Below are 24,896 nucleotides of genomic sequence, written 5' to 3'. Positions count from 1 at the left end.
CCATGGCGACGATGGCGGGGCGGGCGCGGCAGGCGGGGGATGCGCGGTTCTTCCTGATCGGGGCGATCGTGATGGCGGCGGTGATCGTCGCGGGCTTTTCGACCCAACTGGCGATGGGGCGATCCTCGTTCGCCGTCCCGGTGGCGATCCATATCCATGCCCTGCTGTTCTTCGGCTGGACCTTCTTCTTCGTGGCGCAGGCGGCGCTGGCGGCGAGCGGTTCCAGCGCGCTGCATCGCCGGCTCGGGTGGATCGGCGCGGGCTGGGCGGCGGCGGTGGTCGTCGTCGGCATCTATACCACGGCGATGATGGTCCGGCGGGGCGGGGCGCCCTTCTTCTTCCAGCCCAATTACTTCCTCTTCATGAACTCGCTGACCGTGCTGGCCTTCGGCGGGCTGACGGCGGCGGCGATCGCGATGCGGCGGCGGACCGACTGGCATCGGCGGCTACTGTTCTGCGGCATGGCGATCCTGACGGGCCCCGGCCTCGGTCGTCTGCTGCCGATGCCGCTGATGATCCCCTGGGCGGGGTGGGGCGTCTTCGTGGCGGTCATGCTGTTCCCGCTCGCCGGCATGATCGCCGATCGCCGCCGCACCGGCCGCGTCCATCGCGCCTGGCTGTGGGGGGCGGGTACGATCCTCGTCATCCAGATCGCGATCGACCTGATCGCCTTCAGCGCGCCGGGCCTGGCCGTCTACCGCGCGGTCACCTCCGGTTCGCCGGGAGCGGCCGTGCCGCCGCTCGCCTTTCCGCCGGCTCCGCCGCCGTTCGGCCCCTGATCGCCGTCACACGATGAACGGAAAAGTGCGGCTTTTCCGTCACAGGTTGGGCGTCGCGACCACGCGCATCATCGTTACGGTTGCGCTTCTATACCGATCGGTCACATATCTGTCACAGGAGCGGCGCCGCAGAGCGACCCGGAGGATGGCCAAGGGCAGGACCAATTCTCGAGGGGCCAGCCATGTTCGTTTCGTCACGCCGTCTCACATCGATCCTTGCGCTGGCCGCCGCGAGCATCGCCGCCCCCGCCTTCGCGCAGACCCCGCCGCCCGCCCCCGCCGAAACCGCCGAGGAGCCCAGCACCGAACTGGTCGTCACCGGCCGCCGCGCGTCCGAGGCATCGGTCGCGATCGGCACCGATCAGACGCGCAACACCATCTCGATCACGCGCGAGGCCCTGCTCTCCGCCCCCGCCGGCATTTCCGGCCTGAAGATGCTGGAGAGCCTGCCCGGCTTCAACGTACAGGCGAACGACGCGCTCGGCATGTATGAATTCGGCAATTCGGTATTCGTGCGCGCCTTCAACTTCCAGCAGATCGGCTTCCTGCTCGATGGCGTGCCGATGGGCCGCAGCGACCAGTTCGGCGGCAGCCCGATCTTCCGCTATGTCGAGAACGAGAATCTCCAGCGGGTCACGGCCAGCCAGGGCGCGGGCGACGCGGCACTGCCCAGCTACGCCTCGCTCGGCCCGATCGTGCAATATATCACCACCAAGCCGGAGGCCGATCTGGGCGTGATGGCGCAATATACGATCGGCAGCGATCACCAGCGCCGCAGCTACATCCGCCTCGACACGGGCACCTGGAACGGCTTCTCGGCCTTCATCAGCCGATCGAAGCTGGACGCCAACGTCTGGCGTGGCCCCGGCACGATCGATCGCGAGCATATCGAGGCGAAGGTCCGCTACGAGATCGACGACAGGTCGGACATCACCTTCAGCTTCCTCGACAACGATTATTTCGACTACGACAGCCCGGCGATCACCAAGGCGCAATATGCCGGCGTTCCGGGATCCGATCCGCTTTTCGGCCGATCGGGGCGCTATTTCGCCTATCTCGGCACGGTGCCGGTGCTGCCGGTGACGACGCCGGGGATCACCTACTCCAACACCGGCTATAACCAATATTTCAAGCAGGCGATCAACTCGCGCAACGATCGGCTCTACAGCCTGGCTGGCCGCTTCGGCATCACCGACGCGCTGAGCTTCGCGGTGACCGGCTATTGGGAGGACAAGAAGGGCTACGGCGTGTCGCCCGAGGCTTATGCCACCTCGCTCGCCAGCTATAACGCCGAGCGGCTGATCGTGGCGGGGCTCACCGCGCCGAAGGGCCTGCAATATGGCCTGTCGGGCATCGATGGCACGCGGCAGGGCATAACCGGCAATGCCACCTGGGATTTCGGTGCGCACAAGCTGGAGGCCGGCTTCTGGGCCGAGACCGACGATTATCACCGCACCCAGGCGCGCTACAACCAGGTCGGCGGCAGCCCGGATGGCGAGCCGCTGCTCAACGAGCCGGTCCACCTCCAGCGCGATTACCGCTCCAAGCGGGAGACGATCCAGCTGTTCGCCAAGGCGACCCTGGGCTTCGTCGAGGATCGGCTGAAGGTCGAGCTGGGCTTCAAGACGCTCGACGTGGGCTTCAAGATCTACGGCTATCGCAACCCGGCGGACTATATCAACCGCCGCACGCCGCAGCTGAACGACCGCTGGAAGGATTATTTCCTCCCGCAGGCTGGCGTGGTCTTCAACCTCACCGCGCGTGAGCAGATCTTCGCCTCCTATGCGGAGAATATGGCCCTGCCGCGCGGCGCCGACGACATCTTCTCGGCCGCCAGCCCGCTGGTGACCGGCCCCAAGCCCGAGACCGCGAAGAATTACGAGATCGGCTTCCGCACCAACCGCGCCCAGTTCAACCTGGCGCTGGCCGGCTTCTACACCGCGTTCGACAACCGCCTGCAATCCTTCGCCTCGATCGTGCCGGGATCGACGACGACCGAGACCTTCTTCCAGAATGTCGGCGGGGTGAAATCCTATGGCGCCGAATTCAGCGGCACGTTCAAGCCCAACGTGCTGAACGGGCTGGCCTATTTCAACACCAACGTCACCTACAACATCGCGAAATTCCAGGACAATTTCTCGACCTTCGTCATCAAGGGCAAGCGCGTGCCGGACAACGCCAAGTGGCTGGTCCAGTCGGGCGTGACGGTGGAGCCCGCGCCGTGGCTCGTCGCCAATTTCTCGGCGCGCTACCTCAGCAGCCGCTACAGCAATTTCGTCAACAGCGAGCTGACCAAGGATTATATCGTCACCAGCGCCTATGTGGATCTGGGCGAGGGGCTGGACCTCGGCTTCCTCAAGCAGGCGCGGCTGCGCTTCAACGTCGATAATATCTTCAACAAGGATTATCTCGGCACGATCAACACCACCATCAACACGCTGGCGACCTTCCGTCCCGGGCCCGATCGCACGTTCCAGCTGACGCTCACGGGGAAGATCTGATGCGAGTGAAGTCGTTTGTAGCTTTGTGCGTAACGCTGGCGGCATCGGTGGCGATGCCGGCGGCGGCCGGGCCGGGGCCGGTGGTGAGCCCGGCGGTGATGGCGCTCCACCAGAAGCTCATCACGCTCGACACCCATCTCGATACGCCGGCCAATTTCAGCCGGCCGGGCTGGGATTTCACGGCCGGGCACGACGGGCATGAGGATTTCAGCCAGGTCGATCTGCCGCGCATGGCCAAGGGCGGGCTCGATGGCGGCTTCTTCGCCATCTACACCGCCCAGGGCCCGCGCACGCCGGAGGGCATCCGCGCCGCGCGCGAAGCCGCGCTCGTCCGCGCGATGGACATCCGCGAGATGGTCGCGGCCCATCCCGACCGGATGGAACTGGCCTTCACCGCCGACGATGCCGCGCGCATCGCCGCCAAGGGCAAGGTGATCGTCTACCAGAGCATCGAGAACAGCTATCCGCTGTCGGGCGACATCGGCCTGATGGCGACCTTCTACAAATTCGGCGTGCGGATGATCGGCCCGGCGCATTTCCGCAATAACGACTGGGCGGACAGCTCGACCGATCCGGCCGGGCTCGAATGGCATGGTCTCAGCCCGGCGGGGAAGGCGTTCGTGGCGGAGGCAAACCGGCTGGGGATGATCCTCGACGCGAGCCATTCGTCGGATGACGTGCTCGATCAGATGCTGGCCCTGTCGGCCACCCCGATCATCCTCTCCCACTCGGGCTGCAAGGCGGTCTACGATCACCCCCGCAACGTCGATGACGCGCGGCTGAAGGCGCTGGCGGCCAAGGGCGGGGTCATCCAGATCAACAGCTATGGCGACTATATCGCCAAGGCCGTCGCGAGCCCGGCGCGCGATGCCGAGATGAAGGCGCTGATGGCCAAGGTCGGCAACCGCCGCGATCTGCCGCCCGCCGAGGTCGCCGCGCTGATGAAGGAGCGCCGCGCGATCCTCGCCAAATATCCCGGCAGCCGGCCCGATTTCGACATGTTCGCCAAGCATCTGCTCCACGCGCTGAAGCTGGTCGGCCCGGAGCATGTCGGCATCGGCCTCGACTGGGACGGCGGCGGCGGCGTGATCGGCATGGAGGACGTGACCGACATCCCCAAGATCACCGCCGTCATCAAGGCCGCCGGCTACAGCGACAAGGATCTGGCCAACATCTGGTCGGGCAATGTGCTGCGCGTGCTGAAGGCGGCAGAAATCTACGCGAAGGGCGCGGCCGCCAAGTCGTAACCCCTGTGACCGTCGCCCCGGCCTGCGCCGGGGCGACGGTTTGTCATGATCCGATTTGGCACCGATAGGCCCTGATCGGCTCCCCGCCAGCCCGCTGACGGCGATCGGGGCAGGCCGGGCTTAACGCCCGATGGCATATTGGGCGGTCAGCACCAGTTGCGGCCGGTCCGTGCGCGCCTGCGCCGTTGTGGCGCGCGACACCAGCATCTCCATGATGCGATCGACCCGGTAATTATAGCGGCCCGATCGCATGTCGCCCGCCACGTCCTCGCCGCCGCCGACCCAATCGAGCTGGAAGATCGCCGATGCCAGCACCGCCTCGATCGCCGGCTGAAAATCCTGCGATCCACCGCCCGTGGCATGGCAGATCGGTTGCTTGTCGGATGTGACGACGAACACCCCGCCGTCGCCCGCCGCGACCCGCCAGTAATGCAGCGCCTGCCGCGCCTCGGGCGGGGGCAAGGCGGCGTCGGGCACGGATGCCACCGCCACCAGCCCCTTGGCGGCCAGATTGGCGCGCGCGGGGAAGCGATCGATCCCCTCCGACCAGGTCGAGGGATGCAACAGCCACGTCTCGCACGCGGCGATCGCCACGGACACCGCCTCCCGGGTCCGGTCGCTCTCGGGAATGTCGCTGGACGGGGCAGGGACTGCCGCATCGGAGATGTCGCTGGCAGCGGCCAAGGCCGCCGCATAGGGGGCGGACGCGGCGGCGAGGGCCAGGAAGGCCGTCGCGGCGCCGCGCGCGATCACGCCGCTTCGGTCGCCTTCTCGGCGAGGACCGTCAGGCCCTTCTCGCTGACTTCGGCGAAACCGCCTTCCACATGGATGCGGCCCGAGATGCTGTTGGGGCCGGAATAGATCGTCAGATCCCCATTGCGGATGATCGACATGAAGGGCGCATGGCCCGCCAGCACGCCGAAGTCCCCCTCGGTGCCGGGCACCACGACCATATGCACGTCCTCCGAACGGAGGAGCTTCTCGGGCGTGACGAGTTCGAAGTGGAGCGCCATCACTTTTCCTCAAGCGCGCCGTCGAAGGCGCGGGTGGCGGCCGCGAACTTGTCGCGGCAACCCGGATTGCAGAAGCCGACGACCGCGCCGCGATACACCGTGAGCGCATCCGCCGAGATCGGGTCACCCGACCAGGGGCAGAGGCTGTTCACCGCATCCTCGAGGCGCAGCGTCGTCCCGATCACGCGTCGGCGGCCATCTTCTTGGCCTTCTCGATCGCCTCGTCGATGCCGCCCACCATGTAGAAGGCCGCCTCGGGCAGGTGATCGTATTCGCCGTCGACCACCGCCTTGAAGCTCTTCACCGTGTCCGCGACCTGCACGAACTTGCCGCTGATGCCGGTGAAGACCTCGGCGACGTGGAACGGCTGGCTCAGGAAGCGCTGGATCTTGCGGGCGCGCTGCACGGTCAGCTTATCCTCTTCGGACAGCTCGTCCATGCCGAGGATCGCGATGATGTCCTGAAGCGACTTGTACTTCTGGAGGATCTCCTGGACGGCGCGGGCCGTCTCATAATGCTCCTGGCCGACGACGGCGGGGGTCAGCACGCGGCTGGTCGAGTCGAGCGGATCGACCGCCGGGTAGATGCCCAGCTCCGAAATCGCGCGGTTCAGCGTGGTGGTCGCGTCGAGGTGGGCGAAGGAGGTGGCCGGCGCCGGATCGGTAAGATCGTCGGCGGGCACGTAGATCGCCTGCACCGAGGTGATCGACCCCTTGTTGGTGGAGGTGATGCGCTCCTGAAGGGCGCCCATGTCGGTCGACAGGGTCGGCTGATAGCCCACGGCCGAGGGGATGCGACCCAGCAGCGCCGACACTTCCGAACCCGCCTGGGTGAAGCGGAAGATGTTGTCGACGAAGAACAACACGTCCTGGCCCTCGACGTCGCGGAAATATTCCGCGTTGGCGAGGCCCGAAAGCGCGACGCGGGCGCGGGCGCCCGGCGGCTCGTTCATCTGGCCGAACACCAGCGCCACCTTCGAACCCTCATGCGTCGGATTGCCGTCGGCATCCTTGGCGATGACGCCCGCATCGAGGAATTCGTGATAGAGATCGTTGCCCTCGCGGGTCCGCTCGCCGACGCCGGCGAACACCGACACGCCGCCATGGCCCTTTGCGATGTTGTTGATGAGTTCCTGGATCAGCACGGTCTTGCCGACGCCGGCGCCGCCGAACAGGCCGATCTTGCCGCCCTTGGCGTAGGGCGCGAGCAGGTCGATCACCTTGATGCCGGTGACGAGGATCGCGGCTTCGGTCGACTGGTCGATGAAGGGCGGGGCGGCGTTGTGGATCGGGCCGGTGATGTCCGAATCGACCGGGCCGCGCTCATCGATCGGCTCGCCGATGACGTTCATGATGCGGCCGAGCGTCTTGGGGCCGACCGGCACGCGGATCTGCGAACCGGTGTCGGTCACTTCCTGGCCACGGGTCAGCCCCTCGGTCGCGTCCATCGCGATCGTGCGGACGGTGTTCTCGCCGAGATGCTGGGCGACCTCGAGCACGAGGCGCTGGCCGTTGTTGCTGGTTTCCAGCGCGGACAGGATAGCCGGCAGGCCATCGGGGAAGGTCACGTCGACGACGGCGCCGATGACCTGGCTGATGCGGCCGACATTGTTCGTGCCGAACGAGATTGCGGGTGCGGTTGCCATCGTTTCTACCTTCTTCTTCCGTCGTCATCCCGGCGAAGGCCGGGATCTCCCTCCACGGGAGTATCGTCTGTGGCACCAGACCCCGGCTTGCGCCGGGGTGACGTAAAACTCTTACAGCGCCTCCGCGCCCGCGATGATCTCGACCAGTTCGGTCGTGATCGCGGCCTGGCGGGTGCGGTTGTACTGGATCGTCAGGCGCTTGATCATGTCGCCGGCGTTGCGCGTCGCATTGTCCATCGCGGTCATGCGGCTGCCCTGCTCGGACGCGGCATTCTCCAGCATCGCGCGGAACAGCTGCACCGCCACGTTGCGCGGCAGCAGCTCGGCCAGGATCGTCTCCTCGTCGGGCTCATATTCCACCACCGCCGAGGCGCCCGCGTCCACCGTGCCGGTCACGGCCGGGATCGACACCGGGATGATCTGCTGCTCGGTCGGCTCCTGCACCAGCGCCGATCGGAAGCGGGCGTAGAAGAGGTGGGCGATGTCATATTCGCCTGCCTCGAACCGCGCGGTCAGATCCCTGGCCACTTCCAGCGCGTCGCCGAAGCCGACGGTCTTGATGTGGGTCTGATCGACCTGATGCACGATCCGGCCGGGGAAGAAGCGGTTGAGCGGGCCACGGCCCTTCTTGCCGATCAGGTAGAATTTCACATCCTTGCCCTGCGCGATCAGCTCTTCGGCTTTCTTGCGCGCGGCGCGGACGATATTGGTGTTGAACGCGCCCGCCAGGCCCCGCTCGGAGGTGGCGACGACCAGCAGGTGGCGCTTGTCGGCGCCGGTGCCGGCGATCAGCTTCGGGCTGTTCGGCCCGATCTGCACCTTGGCGGCGAGGCTCGCCATCACCGCGTTGAGGCGCTCGGCATAGGGGCGGCCGGCTTCGGCGGCCATCTGCGCGCGGCGCAGCTTGGCGGCGGCGACCATCTTCATCGCCTTGGTGATCTTCTGCGTCGACTTCACCGAGGTGATGCGGACCTTGAGGCTCTTAAGACTGGGCATGGATCATCAATTCCGGGAAAGAGCGAGCTTGCCGGCAAAGCCGAGGAACGCGACACCGAGAGCGCCTTCGATCCAGCGCATCGCCGGGCTCTGGCCGACCTTCGCGCCGGCCTTGGCGGCGAACAGCGCGACCAGCGTCAGCCAGACGAAGCCGAAGGCATAGGTGATGCCGATCAGCAGCACACCCTGCAACGGCGCGTCCGGCCCGCTGCCGACGAACTGCGGCAGCGCGGCGAGCAGGAACATCGCGAGCTTGGGGTTGAGGACGTTGGTCAGCAGCCCCTGACGGAACGGCGCGCCGATCGCGACCGGCTTGGCCGCGCCATCCGCCGGCGCCGCCTTCACCACGCCGCGCAGCAGCTTGTAGCCGAGATACGCCAGGTAGAGCGCGCCGACGATGCGGACGGCCGCGAACAGGCCCGGCACCGCGTTCAGCACCGAGAGGAAGCCGAAACCGCACAGCGCCATGTACCACAGGCCACCCACCTCGATCCCGGCCATGGCCGCGAGCCCCGCGCGCAGACCGCGCCGCGCCGCATTGCCCGCCACGAGGATCGTGTCGGGCCCCGGCGACAGCACGATCGCCACCGAAAGCAGCGTCCAGGCCAGAAGGGAGGAGGTGGGCGTCATGGGGCCTTAGGCGTCAGGCGAAGGTCTTGCCGAAGCTGTCGAGCGCGGCCTTCAGCTTGCCCTTGGCCTCGTCGCCGAGATCCTTGGTATCGCGGATGGTCGCCAGCACGTCGGCATGGTCGCTGCGCAGGTAACCCAGCATCGCCGCTTCGTAGCGGACCACGTCGGTGACGGGCACGCTGTCGATATAGCCGGTGGTGCCGGCGAAGATCGACGCGACCTGCTCCTCGAACGGCAGCGGCTGGAACTGCGGCTGCTTGAGCAGCTCGGTCAGGCGCGCGCCGCGGTTCAGCAGCTTCTGGGTCGAGGCGTCGAGGTCCGAACCGAACTGCGCGAACGCGGCCATTTCGCGATACTGCGCCAGCTCCAGCTTGATCGATCCGGCGACCTTCTTCATCGCCTTGGTCTGCGCGGCCGAACCGACGCGGCTGACCGAAAGGCCGACGTTGATGGCGGGGCGGACACCGGCGTTAAACAGATCGGTCTCGAGGAAGATCTGGCCGTCGGTGATCGAGATCACGTTGGTCGGGATGTAGGCGGACACGTCGCCGGCCTGCGTCTCGATGATCGGCAGCGCCGTCAGCGAACCATTGCCGTTGTCGTCGTTCATCTTCGCCGCGCGCTCCAGCAGGCGGCTGTGGAGATAGAACACGTCGCCCGGATAGGCTTCGCGGCCCGGCGGGCGGCGCAGCAGCAGCGACATCTGGCGATAGGCGACGGCCTGCTTCGACAGATCGTCATACACGATCACGGCGTGCATGCCGTTGTCGCGGAAATATTCGCCCATCGCGCAGCCGGTGTAGGGCGCCAGGAACTGGAGCGGGGCCGGGTCGGACGCGGTTGCGGCGACGATGATGGAATATTCCATCGCGCCATTCTCTTCCAGGGTGCGGACGAGCTGCGCCACGGTCGACCGCTTCTGGCCGATCGCCACGTAGATGCAGTAGAGCTTCTTGCCCTCGTCGCTGCCCTTGTGGCTTTCCTTCTGGTTGATGAAGGTATCGATCGCGACGGCGGACTTGCCGGTCTGGCGATCGCCGATGATCAGCTCGCGCTGGCCACGGCCGACGGGGACGAGCGCGTCGAGCGCCTTCAGGCCGGTCTGCACCGGCTCGTGAACCGACTTGCGCGGGATGATGCCGGGCGCCTTGACCTCGACGCGGCTGCGCTGGTCGGACACGATCGGGCCCTTGCCGTCGATCGGATTGCCGAGGCCATCGACCACGCGACCGAGCAGGCCCTTGCCGACCGGCACGTCGACGATGGTGCCGGTGCGCTTGACGACATCGCCTTCCTTGATCTGCGAGTCGGACCCGAAGATCACGACGCCGACATTGTCGGCCTCGAGGTTGAGGGCCATGCCCTGGATGCCGTTGGCGAACTCGACCATCTCGCCGGCCTGGACGTTGTCGAGGCCGTGGATGCGGGCGATGCCGTCACCCACCGAGAGAACCTGGCCAACTTCCGAGACCTGCGCTTCGGTGCCGAAGCTCGCGATCTGGTCCCGGATGACCCGAGAGATTTCTGCGGCGCGGATTTCCATGTTCAGCCTTTCATCGCCTGCGCGAGGGAGTTCAATTTGGTGCGGATGGAGCCATCGATCTGTTTCGAGCCGACCTTCACGATCAGCCCGCCCAGGATCGCCGGGTCGACCGACAGATCGACCGTGACGTCCCGGCGCAGCTGATCCTTCAGCTTCGCCTTGAGCGCTGTGACCTGATCGTCGGAAAGCGGACGGGCGGAAACGACCTGCGCGGTGGTCTCGCCGCGATGGCGCGACGCCAGCGTCTCATAGGCCTTGATGATCTTGGGCAGATCGGCCAGCCGGCGGTTCTGCGCTAGCACGCCCAGGAACTTGGCGGTCAGCGGATCGATCTCCAGCGAACCGGCCACGGCGGCGATCGCATTGCCGGCCTCGTCGCGGCTTACCAGCGGGCTGGCGATCAGCAGGCGGAATTCGGGGCTCTCGGCGATGGCCGCCTTCACCTGGCGGAGATCCGACGACACGATGTCGATCAGCTTCTCCTCACGCGCCAGATCGAACAGGGCGGACGCATAGCGCCCCCCAAGGCTCGCCTCGATACCGCCCGACATGTCCACGCGCCCCATATCCTCCAGCCAGTGCCGGCCAGCCCATGTGCGTGATTCGCAGAAGGGCCGTGCCTGTGCCGAGACGGCAGGTTCGGCCTCTCCCCAGAGTATGCCGCCCGCCGTTTGTCGCGGGCCGGTTAGCAAGCATATTCCTACCTTGCAATGCACTGTCTCGCTTGGCGCATCGTCCATTGCGCCAATGGCGATGATCGCGGGGTGGATCGCGGCGCGGCGATCCACCGCGACGGTTGAGCGCGGGCGGCCCTTATAGTAGGGGCGCGCGTTCAATCCCCGCATAGACCGGAAACGCGCCGCATCATGTTCACCTTCCTGCTCGTCGTCCACACGCTGATCGCCGCCGCCCTCGTCGCGGTGATCCTGATGCAGCGGTCGGAGGGTGGCGGCCTCACCTCGTCGGGCAGCCCGTCCGGCCTGATGAGCGCGCGCGGCGCGGCGGATTTCCTCACCCGCGCCACGACGATTCTCGCCACCGCCTTCGTGGTGATGAGCATCTTCCTGGCGGGCTATGCCGCCACGCTCAATCGCGGCGCCACGATCGACACCAGCCTGGCGCGCAAGCCCGGCGAGGCGGCGCCCACCCCCGGCGCGGCCGAAGCGCCCGCCGCCGCCCCGGCGCCGGCCGACAACAACGCGGTCCCGCTCGCGCGATAAGCTATTGATCTAGTACCCGATCGCGTCGTTCACGCGATCGGGGCGGGTAGGCGGCATATCCCCCCTTGACGCACTTATCCCCGCCAGCGCGGGATTCGTGCCCTTGCCCTTTCCGCCGGGGACGGCTTAAGCCCATCCTCCCATGACGCGGTTCATTTTCATCACCGGCGGCGTGGTCTCCTCGCTTGGCAAGGGCCTCATGGCCGCGGCGCTCGCAGCGCTGCTCCAGGCGCGTGGCCACACCGTCCGCATTCGCAAGTTCGATCCCTACCTCAACGTCGATCCGGGCACGATGTCGCCCTATCAGCACGGCGAGGTCTATGTGACGGACGACGGGGCCGAGACCGACCTCGACCTCGGCCATTACGAACGCTTCACCGGCGTCTCGTCCCGCCAGTCGGATAACGTCACCAGCGGTCGCATCTACCAGACAATCATCGCCAAGGAGCGCCGGGGCGATTATCTCGGCGCCACCGTGCAGGTCATCCCGCACGTCACCGATGCCATCAAGCAGTTCGCCACGGCGGAAACCGAGGGCGTCGATTTCGTGCTGTGCGAGATCGGCGGCACCGTCGGCGACATCGAATCGCTGCCCTACATGGAGGCGATCCGCCAGCTGCGGAACGATCTCAGCCGCGATCGCGCGATCTTCGTCCACCTCACCCTCGTCCCCTATATCGCCGCCGCCGGCGAGCTGAAGACCAAGCCGACCCAGCACAGCGTGCGCGACCTCACCTCATTGGGCATCCAGCCCGACGTGCTGGTCTGCCGCTGCGACCGCCCCCTGCCCGAAGGCGAGCGCGCCAAGATCGCGTTGTTCTGCAACGTGCCCAAATCGGCCGTCATCCCCGCGCTCGACGCCAAGTCGATCTACGAGGTGCCGCTCAATTATCACGCCGAGGGCCTCGACAGCGCCGTCCTCGCCGCCTTCGGCATGACGCCCGGCCCCGCGCCGGACCTGCGCCAGTGGGAGGATATCGTCGATCGGGTCCACAACCCCGAAGGCGAGGTCACGATCGGTGTGGTCGGCAAATATGTCGGGCTGCCCGATGCCTACAAGTCGCTCCACGAGGCGCTGGTGCATGGCGGCATCGCCAATCGCGTGAAGGTCAACATCCGCTGGATCGACGCCGAACTGTTCGAGAAGGACGAGGCGGAGGTCACCGCCAAGCTGGAACCGCTCCACGCCATCCTCGTCCCCGGCGGCTTCGGCGAGCGCGGGTCGGAGGGCAAGATTTCCTCGGTCCGCTTCGCCCGTGAGCGCAAGGTGCCCTATTTCGGCATCTGCCTGGGGATGCAGATGGCCTGCATCGAAGGCGCCCGCAACACCGCCGGCATCGCCACCGCCTCCACCACCGAATTCGGCCCGACCGACGAGCCGGTGGTCGGCCTCATCACCGAATGGATGACGGCGGACGGCCTGCAAAAGCGCGAGGCCGGCGGCGATCTCGGCGGCACGATGCGGCTGGGCGCCTATGACGCGGCCTTGGCCGGCAACAGCCACGTCGCCTCGATCTACGGCGACACCGCCATCTCCGAACGCCACCGCCACCGCTATGAGGTGAACGCGCATTACAAGGATGCGCTGGAGGCCGGCGGCCTTGTCTTCTCCGGCATGTCGCCCGACGGTGAACTGCCCGAGATCGTCGAGCGCCCCGACCATCCCTGGTTCGTCGGCGTCCAGTTCCACCCGGAACTGAAATCCAAGCCCTTCGATCCGCATCCCTTGTTCGCCAGCTTCGTCGAGGCGGCGGTCAAGCAGAGCCGGCTGGTCTAGGTGCTTGATCCCGCAGTGTGGTGGTACAGTCGATCATCAGGCTTGGCGGGTTGAACCCATGACGCCCGCCCGCGCCTCCGCTATCACCCCCGCATGATCGCGCATCTCAAGGGCCGCCTCGTCTCCACCGATAGTGATTCCGCCGTCATCGACGTGGGCGGTGTCGGCTATCTCGTCGGGGCTTCCTCGCGCACCCTGGCCGCGATCGGCCCGGTGGGGGAGGCGGCGATGCTGCATACCGAGATGCTGGTGGGCGAGGATTTCCTCCGCCTCGTCGGCTTCGCGACCGCCAGCGAGCGGGACTGGTTCCGGCTGCTGACGGGCGTGCAGGGGGTCGGCGCACGGGTGGCGCTGGCGATCCTGTCGGTGCTGGAGCCGGCCGATCTGTCGCGCGCCGTGGGGGCCCAGGACAAGGCGATGGTGGCGCGGGCCAACGGTGTCGGGCCGAAGCTGGCCGAGCGGATCGTGCGCGAGTTGAAGGACAAGGTGGGCGGCATCGCGATCGGCCCCGGCGGCGGATCGGTGGCGACCGCCGCGTCCGGCGGGACGGCGGCGGACGCGCTGTCGGCGCTCGCCAATCTCGGCTTCCGGCCGGCCGAGGCGAGCGCGGCGGTGGCGGCGGCGATCGACGAGCTGGGCGAGGATGGCGGGCTGGACGCGACCGTGCGGCTGGCGTTGCGGAAGGCGGCCAAGCGGTAAGGCCGCTCTCGCGCTTGGGATGAACGGATCAGGGAACGGGCGTGAGGAGCGGTTTCCCCGCGAAGAAGGCATCCAGATTCGCCACCGTCAGCTCGCCCATCGCCCGGCGCGTGTCCTGCGTGGCGCTGCCCAGATGCGGCGTCAGCACCACCTGATCCATCGCCCTGAGCGCCTCGGGCACATGGGGTTCGTCCGCGAACACATCGAGCGCGGCACCCGCGATACCACCCGCCTCCAGCGCGGCGATCAGCGCGGGCTCGTCCACCAGGCTGCCGCGTGACACGTTGACCAGCACGCCGTCCGCGCCGAGCGCCGCCAGCACGTTCGCGTCAACTATCGCGCGCGTGGCGTCGCCACCGGGGGCGGCGAGGACCAATATGTCGCTCGCCGCCGCCAGAGCGGTGATGTCGGGGCAGTAGCGGTATGGCACGTCCGCTTTCTCCGAACGGGCGGTGTAGAGGATCTCGCCGGCGAAGGGCGCGGCGCGGCGGGCGATGGCGTGGCCGATGCGGCCGAGGCCGAAGATGCCGATCCGCCGCCCGCTCACCTTGCGGCTGAGCGGCATCGCCCAGCCGCCGCCGCGCACCAGCCGGTCGGCGAAGGCGATGCGCCGTTCCAGCGCCAATATCAGCCCGATGGCGAGATCGGCGACGTCGTCGGTCAGCACGTCGGGCGTGTTGGTCACGCGGATGCCGCGCGCGGCGGCGGCGGCGGTATCGACCCCGTCATAGCCGACGGCGCAGCAGGCGATGATCCCCAGGTTCGGCAGTCGATCCATCGACGCCGCGTCGATCACCGTCGTTCCGCCGCACGCGATGGCGCGGGTGGAGGGCGGCGGATCGCTGCGGTGAATGCGGAAGCGGCTTTCGAGCGCGGCCACCGTATGCGGGATCAGCGGCGCCATCAGGTATAAATCGGGATTTTGAGCCATTTCCGATCTTCTAGCGATATGCCGCGTGGTCGGCCACCGCCCCGGTCATCGGTGGCGCGTCGCAAAATTGCTTGCCAGCGAAACGAAAAAGGATTCCCTTCCCGAAACGATCAGAGAGGGAGGGCAAAAATGCTCAAGGGATTCATGATGATCGTGGCGATTGTTGGTGTTTCCTATGCGAAGGAGGAGGGTCTGCCGCGACCCGAGCTGGTCGGCGAGAAGGCGGTGGCCCGGCAGGCGATCGCGACGGATGCCTGCACCGCCGCCTTCGCCACCAGCCTCTACGCAGTGCAATATCCCGATGGCCTGCCCCGCGCGGCGGCGGTGGTGGAGCCGGGCGGACGCGGCATGACGGTGCGCTGGGATGCCGGATCGATCGCGGCCACCCCCGCGCTTGCGGTGGAATGCTATGCGACGGCAACGTCCGTGGTGCACCTTTCGGTAAATGGCGATACGATCATCGGATATGCCGAATGACATGACGCCATGAGCGACGCCGATCGCCTGTTGACCGCCAGCCGCCGCCCCGAGGATGTCGATGCGGCGCTCCGCCCCAAGAGCCTCGACGAATTCGTCGGGCAGCAGGCCGCGCGGGATAATCTGCGCGTGTTCATCGCGGCGGCCAAGGCGCGGGGCGAGGCGCTGGATCATGTGCTGCTGTTCGGCCCGCCGGGGCTCGGCAAGACGACGCTCGCCCAGATCATGGCGCGTGAGATGGGCGTGGGTTTCCGCGCCACATCCGGCCCGGTGGTGGCCAAGGCCGGCGATCTGGCGGCGCTGCTGACCAATCTGGAGGATGGCGACGTCCTCTTCATCGATGAAATCCATCGCCTCGCGCCCGCCGTGGAGGAAATCCTCTATCCGGCGATGGAGGATCGCGCGCTCGATCTGATGATCGGCGAGGGACCGTCGGCGCGATCGGTGCGGATCGATCTGCCGCGCTTCACCCTTGTGGGCGCCACGACCCGGCAGGGGCTGCTGACCCAGCCGCTGCGCGATCGCTTCGGCATTCCGGTGCGGCTGCAATTCTACACCGTGGACGAGCTGGAATCGGTGGTGCGCCGTGCCGCCGGGCTGCTCGGCCTGGCGATCGCCCCCGATGGCGCGCGCGAGATCGCCAAGCGCGCGCGGGGCACGCCGCGCATCGCCGGCCGGCTGCTGCGCCGGGTGCGCGACTTCGCCGATGTCGCGGGCGTGCCGGTGGTCGACGCTAAGATGGCGGACGGCGGGCTGACCCGGCTGGAGGTGGACGGGCTCGGCCTCGACGCGATGGACCGGCGCTACCTCCACATGATCGCCGACATATATCGCGGCGGCCCGGTGGGGGTGGAGACGCTCGCCGCCGGCCTCTCCGAACCGCGCGACACGATCGAGGAGGTGATCGAGCCTTACCTCATCCAGCTCGGCCTGATCGCGCGGACGGCGCGGGGGCGCTGCCTCAACGGGCGTGGGTGGACCCACCTCGGTTTGCCGATCCCGGCGGGCGGGCAGGATGAACTTTTCTGATGCCCGGCCTTGATAATGCTCCGTTCGTCCCGAGCGAGATCGGGGGACGTGCCCCGCGCGCAGGTGTCTCGACTTCGCTCGACACGAACGGTTGAGGGAAGGTCTTCCGGCCGATCCAAGGGGTAAAACCGTCACCCCAAGTCAGGGGGTGCCATCGCGCCGCAACATGGTTAAAGGTAGCGCGATGGACGACGCCACCGACGATCGCCCAAGCGCCGGTCGCTTCGCGGGCACCGAGCACCGCTTGCCGCTCCGGGTCTATTATGAGGACACCGATGCCGGCGGCGTGGTCTATCACGCCAATTATCTGCGCTTCATGGAGCGCGGCCGATCGAACATGCTCACCCTGCTCGGCACCGACCAGCGCGCCGCGCGCGACGCCGGCGTCGGGCAATATGTGGTCGCGGAAGTACAGCTGCGTTTCCTGAAGCCGGGAATGCTGCATGACGAACTGGTGGTGGTCAGTCAGTTGGTGAAACTGGGCGGCGCATCGTCGGTCATTCAGCAAAGAGTCATGCGCGGGGCGGATGTGCTGGCGCAAGCGGACGTAGTCGTGGTGTTCACCTCGCTGGACGGGCGCCCCAAACGCCAGCCGGCCGAGTGGGTCGAGACTTTCCAGCGGATGAAAGGGAACAGATGGAGCTGATTAACGGGGTGCAGGTGGCGGCGAGCCACGACATCCTTTCGCCGGTCAATCTGTTCATGCAGGCCGACATCATCGTGAAGGCGGTGATGATCCTGCTCGTCGTGGCGAGCGTGTGGACCTGGGCGATCATCATCGGCCACGGCAGTCGCATCGGCCGGATGGCCAAAAAGAGCGAGGCCTTCGAGCAGGAGGTGCGTGCCTCGAACAATATCGATGCCTTGTACGACGGGCCGGGGCGGCAGGATCTGCCCGCCGCGCGCGTGTTCACGGCGGGCGTGGCGGAATGGCGCCGCTCGACCGGCGGCAAGACGATCGACCGCGAGGGCAGCCGTTCGCGCATCGCCACCGCGCTGGGTTCGGCGGTCGCGGCGGAGATCGACAAATTGGGCGACAAGCTCAACATGCTGGCGACCATCGGCTCGGTCGGGCCGTTCGTCGGCCTGTTCGGCACCGTGTGGGGCATCATGCGCGCCTTCACCGACATTTCGGCGTCGCAGAACACCAGCCTGGGCGTGGTCGCGCCCGGCATCGCCGAGGCCCTGTTCGCCACCGCGCTGGGCCTGTTCGCGGCCATCCCGGCGGTGATCGCGTACAACCGGCTGAGCCACAAGCTCAACAAGCTGGAGGCGCGGCTGACCCGGTTCGCGGACAATTTCCATTCGACCCTGAGCAAGGCGCTGGAGGAGTGAGGGTGGCTGTGACCCCACCCCATCATCCGCCGTGCTCCCGCGATAGCGCGGGGGGCACGCGCTGATGGCGATGGGCCCCGTATCCGGCCGCAACGGCGGCAAGCGCGCGCCGATGGCGGAGATCAACGTCACGCCACTGGTGGACGTGATGCTGGTGCTGCTCATCATCTTCATGGTGACGGCGCCGCTGCTGATGGCGGGCGTGCCGGTGAAGCTGCCCGACAGCCGCGCCGGTGCGCTGGAGCAGGAGCAGAAGCCGCTGCAACTGTCGCTCGACGCCAGGGGATCGATCTATATCGACGAGGAGGAGGTGGCGCTGCCCCAGCTCGCCTCGCGCCTCGCCGCCGTGGCGGCCGCCGCCGCCGGCAAGGAGCCGCCGCAGGTGTTCCTGCGCGCCGACACGCAGCTCGATTACGGGCGGGTGATGGCGGTGATGGGCGAACTCAACCACGCCGGGCTGAACAAGGTGGCGCTGGTGACCAACAGCGCCGCCGATACCGCCGCGCCCGGTGGCGGCGCCGCTACCCCGGCAGGGACGACGCGCGCGGGTGGATAAGGCCGATCGTCTCGGGTTCGGCGTCGCGATCACGGCGCATGTGGTGGTGCTGGCGGCGCTGTCGTTCGGCCTGCTCGCCCGGCCGCGCCCGATCCCCAAGGCCATGGACACGATGGACGTGCAGCTGACCGATCTGGTCGGCCTGCGCTCCACCGCGCCGGTGGTGTCGACCGAGGAAGCCTCCTCGTCGGAAGCGCCCGAGATCGGCAAGGCCGAGGAAGCCGCCCCCGCCGCGCCCGAGCCGGTGCCGACCCCGCCGGCCCCCAAGCCGACGCCGCCCCCGCCGGCGCCACCCAGCAAGACCCCGCCCAAGCCCGAGCCGAAGCCGGTCGCCGAAAAGCCCGCGCCGGAGAAGGCCAAGCCCACCCCGCCCGCCAAGTCGCGCACGCCACTGGATGACAGCTTCCTGAAATCGGTGCGGGCCGAGGCCAGGCGCGAGGGCGGCAGCGGCAAGGCCGAAAAGACCACCGGATCGCGGCTGGGCAAGGATTTCCTTAAGGACGTCGTCCAGAACGGGCGCGGCAAGGCCGACGCCCCGCGCGCGGCGGTCGGCCAGGCGGCGATGAACGGGCTGGGCGCCGCCATCAAGCGGCAGGTGCAGCCCTGCTACGAGCGCAAGGGCCTCGTCGGCCCCGGCGGCGAGCGTATCCGCACCGTGCTGCGCCTGCGTTTCAACCCGGATGGCACGCTGGAGGCGCGGCCGACCGTGTCCGAACAGACGGGCCTCGACGAACAGAACGGCCGTTACGCCAAGCGCGCGGCCGAAGTCGCGATCGCGGCGGTGATGGAATGTACGCCGCTCAAGCTCCCGGCGGAGCTTTATAAGGGCGGATGGGAAGATATTGAGCCGACTTTCAGCCAAATCGGGAACTGAACGGCTCGGCGCGCGATACGCACAACTGACGGGATGGTTGCATGAGCGGTATGATCGGAACTTCACAGATCAAGGTGGCGATGGGCCTCGCTCTGGCGGGCATGGCGGCGGTGGCGCCGGCGCAGGTGCGCGTCGATATCACCGGCGGCATCTCCGCGCCGATGCCGATCGCGATTCCCGCGATGCCGACCCCGCAGACGGTCGACACCCCCGCCGGCGACACCTCCGCGCTCGGCCAGCGCGTGTCGGATGTCATCACCAACGATCTGAAGAACAGCGGGCTCTTCTCGCCGCTCGCTCCCGCGCAGCTGCGCCCGGTCGCCTTCCCGCAGGTGACCGCGCCCGAATATGGCGCCTGGGCCACCACCGGCGCTCAGGCGCTGGTGCAGGGCTTCGTCCAGTCCAACGGCGACGGCACGCTCACGGTCGGCTGCTATCTCTACGACGTGTTCAGCCAGTCCGAACTGACGCGGCAGGGCTATGTCGTCCGCCCGTCCGACTGGCGGCGCGGCGCGCACAAATGCGCCGACACGGTCTACACCCGGCTGACGGGCGAAGGCCCCTATTTCGACAGTCAGGTCGTCTACGTCTCCGAAACCGGCCCCAAGAACCGCCGCACCAAGCGGCTGGCGATCATGGACCAGGACGGGGCGAACCACCGCTTCATCACCAACGGCCAGTCGATCTCGCTCACCCCGCGCTTTGCCCCCAACCGGCAGAGCCTGGTGTTCATGAGCTTCGAGAATGATCGGCCGCGCGTGTATGTCTACGATATCGGTTCGGGCACGAAACGATTGGTGGTAAGCCAGCCGAACATGACCTTCGCGCCGCGCTTTTCGCCCGATGGCTCGTCGATCATCTTCTCGATGTCGGTGGCGGGCAATACGGATATCTATCGCGTGCCGGCCGGCGGCGGCGCGGCGACCCGGCTGACGACCTCGCCCGGCATCGACACCGGCGGCTCCTTCTCGCCGGACGGATCGAAGATCGTGTTCGAGAGCGATCGGTCGGGCGGCCAGCAGCTGTATGTGATGAACGCCGACGGATCGAACCAGCAGCGCATCAGCTTCGGCGCGGGCCGCTACGCGACCCCGGTGTGGAGCCCGCGCGGCGACCTGATCGCCTTCACCCGCACCAGCGGCGGCTTCAACGTGGGCGTCATGTCGCCCAGCGGGGGCAACGAGAAGATTCTCACCAACGGCTGGCAGGACGAAGGCCCCACCTGGGCGCCCAACGGCCGCGTCATACTGTTTTTCCGCACGGGCCAGGGATCGGGGAAGGCCGATCTGTGGTCGGTCGATCTTACCGGCGTCAACGCGCGGCCAGTGCCAACGCCGCTCGACGGCTCCGATCCCGCCTGGGGGCCGCTACTCCCCTGAACACGACCCGACGACGATTTGAGGAGAAGGCTATGACCAAGACCATGACGAAGACGCTGCTGGTGGGCGCCGCCCTGCTCGCGATCGCGGGCTGCGCCAAGAAGCCGCCGGCCCAGCTTCCGCCGGCCCCGGCCACCTCGACCGAGCCGACCCCGCCGCCGCCGCCGTCCGATGTCGGCAGCTCGGTGGTTCCGGGCTCGCGCGCGGACTTCCTCGCCCAGTCGGGCACGGACACGGTCCATTTCGGCACCGACATGTACGATATCGATTCGGATTCGCAGATGATCCTGTCCAAGCAGGCCGTCTGGCTGAAGCGCTATCCGGCCGTCGCCGTCACGATCGAGGGCCATGCCGACGAGCGCGGCACCCGCGAATACAACCTCGCGCTGGGCGACCGCCGCGCCAATGCCGCGAAGAACTTCCTCGTCAGCCAGGGCATCTCGTCCTCGCGCCTGTCGACGATCAGCTACGGCAAGGAACGCCCGGTCGCCAACGGCTCCGACGAATCCGCCTGGGCGGAAAACCGCCGCGCCGTGACGGTGGTGCCGCAGTAAGATGCCCTGTTCCCTCCCTCGGTGATCCGGGGGAGGGGCATCGATCCGTCATTGCGAGCGCAGCGAAGCAATCCAGCGGCGGAACCTGGATTGCTTCGCTACGCTCGCAATGACGACGAGGGTTCAGGCCGCCCGGCGCAGCAGCCAGGCGGAGGCCAGCCACATCCCCGTAAAGACCGCGATGGCGACGGTAGCGAGCGGTTCGGCGCCCGCCTTCAATGCCACGAGCGCCGTCAACGCCTGCGCGCCCGCCGTCGCGGCCATCGCGCGCGACAGAGCCTCCGGCCGTCGCCCGGCACCGATCGCGCCGCCCGCCGCCACCAGCAGCACGCCGGCGAAGACGAGGTTGGCGGGGTTGGCTTCGCTGCCGATCATGCCGACCGCCAGATTGACCCAGATCAGCGAAAGCGCGGTGAAGAGGGCGAGGCCGACCCCGAGGCGGTAGCTGCGGTTCGCCTGCCATACGGTCGCGACTTCGTAGATGCCGCACACGCCGCCGAGCAGGATGGCGGCGACCAGAAAGTCGGCGGGGCTCCAGCGGACTTCGCCGGTCACCTGCATCGCGAGGAAGGGGAGGGCGAGCAGCAGGGCCGCGCCGCTCCACATCGCCCGGTGCCACGGGTTTGCCAGCATCGCTCGATCTCCGCCTGTTTCAACGCCGCCCTATCAGGATTGGCGACGGCGTTCCACGGCCTGCGCGGGGGCGGCAATCGAACGCGGGTCAGGGGGTGATCGACGGCGCGGCGGTGACCATCGCGCCGTCGACCACGGCGAGCGGCCAGGGCGTCAGGCGCTGGCCCGCGCACGGCCCGCCGACGCACAGGCCGGTTTCCGGGTCGAACAGGGCGCCGTGCCAGCTGCACAGGACGAGGTCGCCATCGGGCGTCAGATAGCGGTCGAGGTGCTGGGCGAGTGGTACGCCCATGTGCGGGCAGCGATCGACATAGCCGTGGACGCGATCGCCCCGGCGGAGGGCGAAGCCGTGGAAGCGGCCGGCCCTCATCTGGAGGACGAAGTTGCGGGCGGCGCCATCGGCGATCAGGTCGAGCGGGCCGAGGCGGATGCCGGCCGGGGTCGCCCACAGCCGCGCGCTCGACGGCGTCTCGCTCAAGGCAGTGCCGGACGGGCCGGCAGGATGGTGGCCACGCAGGCGCCGAAGCCGATCGACACGAAGCCGGCGGCGCGGGCGGTGGCCGAGAGGATGATCTCGTCGCCATCCTCCAGGAAGCCGCGCGTCTCGCCGCCGGGCAGGACGACGGGCTCGGCGCCGCCCCGGCTCAGCTCCATGAGGCTGCCGAGGCCGTCGCGATCGGCCGAGCTGATCGTGCCCGTGCCGAGCAGATCGCCGGGGTTGAGATTGCAGCCGTTCGAGGCGTGGTGCGCCACGATCTGCGCGACCGTCCAATACATGTCGGTCGCTACGCCCCGGCTCAGCGGATGCGGATCGAGGCCGGCCGACCGCATCGCCGCCGTGCGGATCGCGACGCCCAGATCGAGCGCCAGCGCACCCTTGGCCTGATCCGCCTCGTCCCACAGATAGGGCAGGGGCGCGGGGTCGCCGTCCGGCCGGGCGGGCTGCGCGGTCCGGAAGGGCGCCATCGCCTCGGCCGTGACGACCCAGGGCGAGATGGTCGAATGGAAGCTCTTCGAGAGGAAGGGGCCGAGCGGCTGATATTCCCACGCCTGAAAGTCGCGCGCCGACCAGTCGTTGAGCAGGCAGAAGCCGGCGATATGGCCGCCCGCCTCGGCCACCGGCACCAGCTGGCCCAGCGGATTGCCGGTGCCGATCCACACGCCCAGCTCCAGTTCGTAATCGAGCCGGCGCGACGGGCCATAGGTCGGCGCGTCGGCATCGGGGGCCTTGCGCTGGCCCTGGGGGCGGATCACCGGCACGCCCGATGGGCGGATCGACGAGGCGCGGCCATGATAGCCGATCGGCACATATTTATAATTGGGCAGCAGCGGATTGTCCGGGCGGAACTGCTTGCCGACATTGTTGGCATGGTGGATGCCGACGTAGAAATCGGAATAGTCGCCGATCGCGGCGGGCAGGTGCAGCGTGCAGCCGGCCGTGTCGTGCAGCATCGGCGCGACGATCGCGCGATGGCTTTCGTCGGCGAGCAGGCTCGACAGGCGGCGGCGCAGCGCCAGCCGGTCGGCGGCGGGCAGCGCGAAGAGCGCGTTGAGTGTGTGGCCCGAGAGCGTCGGCGCGACCGCGTCGGGCAGCAGCGCCGCCACGCCGCCGAGATCGAGGATGCTCTCCCCGATCGCGACGCCCGGCCGGGCCGCCCCGCCGGCGGGGGAGAAGATGCCGAACGGCAGGTTCTGGATCGGGAAATCGGCATGGCCGTTGGCCGAGGCGACCCAGCTCGTCAGCGCCGGATCGTGGGTGTCGTCGATGGCGATCATTGCGGCGGGTTGCCCTTCGTGAAATTCGACCAGACATGGTCGTAGTCGGGCTGGGCGAGCGGGGTTTCGCTGGCCCAGCGGGTAGGGCGGAGGACGTTGCGGCTTTCGAACATGAAGGCCATCGTCCGCTCGATCTTGTGCGGTGCGAGCGGCGCGGCGACCGCTTTCTCGTAGCTCGCCTGATCGGGGCCGTGGCCGCTCATCTGATTGTGGAGCGAGGCGCCGCCGGGGATGAAGCCGCCCTCCTTGGCGTCGTAGCTGCCGTGAATCAGCCCCATGAACTCGCTCATCACGTTGCGATGGAACCAGGGCGGGCGGAACGTGTCCTCCGCGACCATCCAGCGTGGCGGGAAGATCACGAAATCGCAATTGGCCGTGCCCGGCGTGTCGCTGGGCGACGTCAGGACGGTGAAGATCGACGGATCGGGATGATCGAAGCTGACCGTGTTGATCGTGTTGAAGCGGGTGAGATCATAGCGGCAGGGCGCGAGATTGCCGTGCCAGGCGACCACGTCGAACGGCGAATGATCGAGCGTCGTCGTCCACAGCCCGCCCTGAAATTTCTGGACGATTTCGTGCGGCCGGTCCTCGTCCTCGAAAGCGGCCACCGGCGTCTCGAAATCGCGGGGGTTGGCGAGGCCGTTGGAGCCGATCGGGCCGAGATCGGGCAGGCGGAACAAGGCGCCGTAATTCTCGCAGACATAGCCGCGCGCCGGCCCGTCGATCAGCTCGACGCGGAAGCGCATCCCGCGCGGAATCAGGGCGATCGACTGCGGCGCGACGGTCATCACGCCCAGTTCGGTCACCAGCCGCAGCGTGCCCTGCTGCGGCACGATCAGCAGCTCGCCATCGGCGTCGAAGAAGGCGCGATCGACCATCGAGGCGGTGGCGGCATAAGCGTGGATGGCGAGGCCCGTGCCCGCGCCGACATCGCCGTTGCCGGCATAGGTGACCAGCCCGTCGATGAAATCCACGGGATCGGCGGGCAGGGGCAGGGCATCCCAGCGCAGCCGGTTCGGCGAGGGGGGCACCTCGTCGAACGGCGCGGAGCGGATCAGACCGGGCCGGGCGTAGGGGCGGAACGGCGGATGATTGGCGGTCGGCCGCAGGCGATAGAGCCACGAACGGCGGTTTTCGGCGCGGGGCGCGGTGAAGGCCGTGCCGGAAAGCTGCTCGGCGTAGAGGCCGTACGGCACCTTCTGCGGGCTGTTGCGCCCGACCGGCAAGGCACCGGCCACCGCCTCGCTCGCGAAGTGATTGCCGAAGCCCGGCATCATGCCGCCCGCCGGAAGGATGGCCCCG

Annotated in this window: 26 protein-coding genes and 1 pseudogene; 14 read left to right on the top strand and 13 right to left on the bottom strand. The window is 67.9% G+C overall.

Going from position 1 to position 24,896, the window contains the following annotated elements; genetic code table 11:
- Positions 1-2 precede the first annotated feature (2 nt).
- The 3 genes from PQ455_RS12720 to PQ455_RS12710 all read left to right on the top strand — a co-directional run bounded on the left by PQ455_RS12720 (position 3) and on the right by PQ455_RS12710 (position 4,527).
- Positions 3-779: a hypothetical protein gene (locus PQ455_RS12720; RefSeq protein ID WP_273686457.1), complete on the top strand. Its 777-nt coding sequence runs from the start codon at positions 3-5 to the stop codon at positions 777-779.
- A 182-nt stretch (positions 780-961) separates the two neighbouring features.
- Positions 962-3,280: a TonB-dependent receptor gene (locus PQ455_RS12715; protein WP_273686456.1), complete on the top strand. Its 2,319-nt coding sequence runs from the start codon at positions 962-964 to the stop codon at positions 3,278-3,280.
- Between the two features lie 53 nt (positions 3,281-3,333).
- Positions 3,334-4,527: a dipeptidase gene (locus tag PQ455_RS12710; protein ID WP_420542874.1), complete on the top strand. Its 1,194-nt coding sequence runs from the start codon at positions 3,334-3,336 to the stop codon at positions 4,525-4,527.
- 120 nt (positions 4,528-4,647) lie between these two features.
- Here the strand turns inward: PQ455_RS12710 and PQ455_RS12705 are convergent, their stop codons facing one another.
- The 8 genes from PQ455_RS12705 to PQ455_RS12670 all read right to left on the bottom strand — a co-directional run bounded on the left by PQ455_RS12705 (position 4,648) and on the right by PQ455_RS12670 (position 10,911).
- Positions 4,648-5,280, bottom strand: a complete 633-nt coding sequence (locus tag PQ455_RS12705) for a hypothetical protein (RefSeq protein ID WP_273686454.1) — start codon at positions 5,278-5,280, stop codon at positions 4,648-4,650.
- Positions 5,277-5,540: an ATP synthase F1 subunit epsilon gene (locus tag PQ455_RS12700; protein ID WP_273686452.1), complete on the bottom strand. Its 264-nt coding sequence runs from the start codon at positions 5,538-5,540 to the stop codon at positions 5,277-5,279. Before PQ455_RS12700 ends, PQ455_RS12705 begins: the two co-directional genes overlap by 4 nt.
- Positions 5,540-5,725, bottom strand: a complete 186-nt coding sequence (locus PQ455_RS12695; protein WP_273686451.1) for a glutathione S-transferase — start codon at positions 5,723-5,725, stop codon at positions 5,540-5,542. Before PQ455_RS12695 ends, PQ455_RS12700 begins: the two co-directional genes overlap by 1 nt.
- Entirely contained in the window at positions 5,722-7,185 is a 1,464-nt protein-coding gene (gene atpD / locus PQ455_RS12690; RefSeq protein ID WP_273686450.1) for a F0F1 ATP synthase subunit beta, read from the bottom strand. The genes PQ455_RS12695 and atpD overlap by 4 nt, the downstream gene beginning before the upstream one ends.
- 111 nt (positions 7,186-7,296) lie before the next feature.
- Positions 7,297-8,181, bottom strand: a complete 885-nt coding sequence (locus PQ455_RS12685) for a F0F1 ATP synthase subunit gamma (RefSeq protein WP_273686449.1) — start codon at positions 8,179-8,181, stop codon at positions 7,297-7,299.
- 6 nt (positions 8,182-8,187) lie between these two features.
- Positions 8,188-8,811, bottom strand: coding sequence for a LysE family translocator (locus PQ455_RS12680; RefSeq protein ID WP_273686448.1), 624 nt, complete (start codon positions 8,809-8,811; stop codon positions 8,188-8,190).
- A gap of 13 nt (positions 8,812-8,824) precedes the next feature.
- Positions 8,825-10,354 (bottom strand): F0F1 ATP synthase subunit alpha, encoded by a 1,530-nt coding sequence (atpA, locus tag PQ455_RS12675; protein ID WP_273686447.1) that lies wholly within the window; start codon positions 10,352-10,354, stop codon positions 8,825-8,827.
- Between the two features lie 2 nt (positions 10,355-10,356).
- Positions 10,357-10,911, bottom strand: coding sequence for a F0F1 ATP synthase subunit delta (locus PQ455_RS12670; protein WP_273686446.1), 555 nt, complete (start codon positions 10,909-10,911; stop codon positions 10,357-10,359).
- 309 nt (positions 10,912-11,220) lie between these two features.
- Here PQ455_RS12670 and secG point away from each other — a divergent pair, with 309 nt between their 5' ends.
- The 3 genes from secG (at position 11,221) to ruvA (ending at position 14,050) form a co-directional block, all read left to right on the top strand.
- Positions 11,221-11,574: a preprotein translocase subunit SecG gene (secG, locus tag PQ455_RS12665; RefSeq protein ID WP_273686445.1), complete on the top strand. Its 354-nt coding sequence runs from the start codon at positions 11,221-11,223 to the stop codon at positions 11,572-11,574.
- A 142-nt stretch (positions 11,575-11,716) separates the two neighbouring features.
- Complete coding sequence (locus tag PQ455_RS12660) at positions 11,717-13,351, top strand: CTP synthase (RefSeq protein ID WP_273686444.1); 1,635 nt, start codon at positions 11,717-11,719, stop codon at positions 13,349-13,351.
- A gap of 93 nt (positions 13,352-13,444) precedes the next feature.
- A complete protein-coding gene (gene ruvA, locus PQ455_RS12655; RefSeq protein WP_273686443.1) occupies positions 13,445-14,050 on the top strand; it encodes a Holliday junction branch migration protein RuvA in 606 nt (201 codons plus the stop codon).
- 28 nt (positions 14,051-14,078) lie between these two features.
- Here ruvA and PQ455_RS12650 read toward each other — a convergent pair whose 3' ends face one another.
- On the bottom strand, positions 14,079-14,981 hold the full coding sequence (locus tag PQ455_RS12650) for a 2-hydroxyacid dehydrogenase (RefSeq protein WP_273686442.1): 903 nt from the start codon (positions 14,979-14,981) through the stop codon (positions 14,079-14,081).
- 129 nt (positions 14,982-15,110) lie between these two features.
- Between PQ455_RS12650 and PQ455_RS12645 the strand changes: the two genes are divergently transcribed.
- The 8 genes and pseudogenes from PQ455_RS12645 to pal all read left to right on the top strand — a co-directional run bounded on the left by PQ455_RS12645 (position 15,111) and on the right by pal (position 21,185).
- Entirely contained in the window at positions 15,111-15,458 is a 348-nt protein-coding gene (locus PQ455_RS12645) for a hypothetical protein (protein ID WP_273686441.1), read from the top strand.
- 9 nt (positions 15,459-15,467) lie between these two features.
- Positions 15,468-16,487 (top strand): Holliday junction branch migration DNA helicase RuvB, encoded by a 1,020-nt coding sequence (gene ruvB / locus PQ455_RS12640; protein ID WP_273686440.1) that lies wholly within the window; start codon positions 15,468-15,470, stop codon positions 16,485-16,487.
- A 184-nt stretch (positions 16,488-16,671) separates the two neighbouring features.
- Positions 16,672-17,133, top strand: coding sequence for a YbgC/FadM family acyl-CoA thioesterase (locus PQ455_RS12635; protein WP_273686439.1), 462 nt, complete (start codon positions 16,672-16,674; stop codon positions 17,131-17,133).
- Positions 17,124-17,822, top strand: coding sequence for a protein TolQ (gene tolQ, locus PQ455_RS12630; protein ID WP_273686438.1), 699 nt, complete (start codon positions 17,124-17,126; stop codon positions 17,820-17,822). The genes PQ455_RS12635 and tolQ overlap by 10 nt, the downstream gene beginning before the upstream one ends.
- A gap of 64 nt (positions 17,823-17,886) precedes the next feature.
- A complete protein-coding gene (gene tolR / locus PQ455_RS12625; RefSeq protein ID WP_273686437.1) occupies positions 17,887-18,378 on the top strand; it encodes a protein TolR in 492 nt (163 codons plus the stop codon).
- Positions 18,371-19,252 (top strand): hypothetical protein, encoded by an 882-nt coding sequence (locus PQ455_RS12620; RefSeq protein ID WP_273686436.1) that lies wholly within the window; start codon positions 18,371-18,373, stop codon positions 19,250-19,252. Before tolR ends, PQ455_RS12620 begins: the two co-directional genes overlap by 8 nt.
- Positions 19,253-19,377: 125 nt before the next feature.
- A pseudogene (gene tolB, locus PQ455_RS12615) lies at positions 19,378-20,631 on the top strand (Tol-Pal system beta propeller repeat protein TolB); the annotation flags it as partial.
- Positions 20,632-20,663: 32 nt separating this feature from the next.
- On the top strand, positions 20,664-21,185 hold the full coding sequence (gene pal, locus PQ455_RS12610) for a peptidoglycan-associated lipoprotein Pal (protein ID WP_273686435.1): 522 nt from the start codon (positions 20,664-20,666) through the stop codon (positions 21,183-21,185).
- Between the two features lie 123 nt (positions 21,186-21,308).
- Here the strand turns inward: pal and PQ455_RS12605 are convergent, their stop codons facing one another.
- The 4 genes from PQ455_RS12605 to hmgA all read right to left on the bottom strand — a co-directional run bounded on the left by PQ455_RS12605 (position 21,309) and on the right by hmgA (position 24,868).
- The gene (locus PQ455_RS12605; RefSeq protein WP_273686434.1) at positions 21,309-21,818 is read right to left on the bottom strand and encodes a hypothetical protein; all 510 of its coding nucleotides are present in this window, start codon (positions 21,816-21,818) and stop codon (positions 21,309-21,311) included.
- A gap of 88 nt (positions 21,819-21,906) precedes the next feature.
- Entirely contained in the window at positions 21,907-22,296 is a 390-nt protein-coding gene (locus tag PQ455_RS12600) for a Rieske (2Fe-2S) protein (RefSeq protein ID WP_273686433.1), read from the bottom strand.
- Complete coding sequence (gene fahA, locus PQ455_RS12595) at positions 22,293-23,594, bottom strand: fumarylacetoacetase (RefSeq protein ID WP_273686432.1); 1,302 nt, start codon at positions 23,592-23,594, stop codon at positions 22,293-22,295. The genes PQ455_RS12600 and fahA overlap by 4 nt, the downstream gene beginning before the upstream one ends.
- Positions 23,591-24,868 carry a homogentisate 1,2-dioxygenase gene (gene hmgA, locus PQ455_RS12590; RefSeq protein WP_273691367.1) on the bottom strand — a complete coding sequence of 426 codons (1,278 nt, stop codon included), beginning with the start codon at positions 24,866-24,868 and terminating at the stop codon, positions 23,591-23,593. The genes fahA and hmgA overlap by 4 nt, the downstream gene beginning before the upstream one ends.
- Positions 24,869-24,896 lie beyond the last annotated feature (28 nt).

The organism is Sphingomonas naphthae, from assembly GCF_028607085.1.
Classification (GTDB): domain Bacteria; phylum Pseudomonadota; class Alphaproteobacteria; order Sphingomonadales; family Sphingomonadaceae; genus Sphingomonas_Q; species Sphingomonas_Q naphthae.
The sequence above is the reverse complement of the archived record's forward strand: the minus strand, read 5'-3'. Positions and strand labels throughout refer to the sequence as shown.

Excerpts from the sequence above, each read along its gene's own strand:
- PQ455_RS12720 (WP_273686457.1), top strand. The coding sequence starts at position 3 with ATGGCGACGATGGCGGGGCGGGCGCGGCAGGCGGGGGATGCGCGGTTC.
- PQ455_RS12715 (WP_273686456.1), top strand. The coding sequence starts at position 962 with ATGTTCGTTTCGTCACGCCGTCTCACATCGATCCTTGCGCTGGCCGCC.
- PQ455_RS12710 (WP_420542874.1), top strand. The coding sequence starts at position 3,334 with ATGCCGGCGGCGGCCGGGCCGGGGCCGGTGGTGAGCCCGGCGGTGATG.
- PQ455_RS12700 (WP_273686452.1), bottom strand. The coding sequence starts at position 5,540 with ATGGCGCTCCACTTCGAACTCGTCACGCCCGAGAAGCTCCTCCGTTCG.
- atpD (WP_273686450.1), bottom strand. The coding sequence starts at position 7,185 with ATGGCAACCGCACCCGCAATCTCGTTCGGCACGAACAATGTCGGCCGC.
- PQ455_RS12685 (WP_273686449.1), bottom strand. The coding sequence starts at position 8,181 with ATGCCCAGTCTTAAGAGCCTCAAGGTCCGCATCACCTCGGTGAAGTCG.
- PQ455_RS12680 (WP_273686448.1), bottom strand. The coding sequence starts at position 8,811 with ATGACGCCCACCTCCTCCCTTCTGGCCTGGACGCTGCTTTCGGTGGCG.
- atpA (WP_273686447.1), bottom strand. The coding sequence starts at position 10,354 with ATGGAAATCCGCGCCGCAGAAATCTCTCGGGTCATCCGGGACCAGATC.
- secG (WP_273686445.1), top strand. The coding sequence starts at position 11,221 with ATGTTCACCTTCCTGCTCGTCGTCCACACGCTGATCGCCGCCGCCCTC.
- PQ455_RS12660 (WP_273686444.1), top strand. The coding sequence starts at position 11,717 with ATGACGCGGTTCATTTTCATCACCGGCGGCGTGGTCTCCTCGCTTGGC.
- ruvA (WP_273686443.1), top strand. The coding sequence starts at position 13,445 with ATGATCGCGCATCTCAAGGGCCGCCTCGTCTCCACCGATAGTGATTCC.
- PQ455_RS12650 (WP_273686442.1), bottom strand. The coding sequence starts at position 14,981 with ATGGCTCAAAATCCCGATTTATACCTGATGGCGCCGCTGATCCCGCAT.
- PQ455_RS12645 (WP_273686441.1), top strand. The coding sequence starts at position 15,111 with ATGCTCAAGGGATTCATGATGATCGTGGCGATTGTTGGTGTTTCCTAT.
- ruvB (WP_273686440.1), top strand. The coding sequence starts at position 15,468 with ATGAGCGACGCCGATCGCCTGTTGACCGCCAGCCGCCGCCCCGAGGAT.
- PQ455_RS12635 (WP_273686439.1), top strand. The coding sequence starts at position 16,672 with ATGGACGACGCCACCGACGATCGCCCAAGCGCCGGTCGCTTCGCGGGC.
- tolQ (WP_273686438.1), top strand. The coding sequence starts at position 17,124 with ATGGAGCTGATTAACGGGGTGCAGGTGGCGGCGAGCCACGACATCCTT.
- tolR (WP_273686437.1), top strand. The coding sequence starts at position 17,887 with ATGGCGATGGGCCCCGTATCCGGCCGCAACGGCGGCAAGCGCGCGCCG.
- pal (WP_273686435.1), top strand. The coding sequence starts at position 20,664 with ATGACCAAGACCATGACGAAGACGCTGCTGGTGGGCGCCGCCCTGCTC.
- PQ455_RS12605 (WP_273686434.1), bottom strand. The coding sequence starts at position 21,818 with ATGCTGGCAAACCCGTGGCACCGGGCGATGTGGAGCGGCGCGGCCCTG.
- fahA (WP_273686432.1), bottom strand. The coding sequence starts at position 23,594 with ATGATCGCCATCGACGACACCCACGATCCGGCGCTGACGAGCTGGGTC.
- hmgA (WP_273691367.1), bottom strand. The coding sequence starts at position 24,868 with ATGCCGGGCTTCGGCAATCACTTCGCGAGCGAGGCGGTGGCCGGTGCC.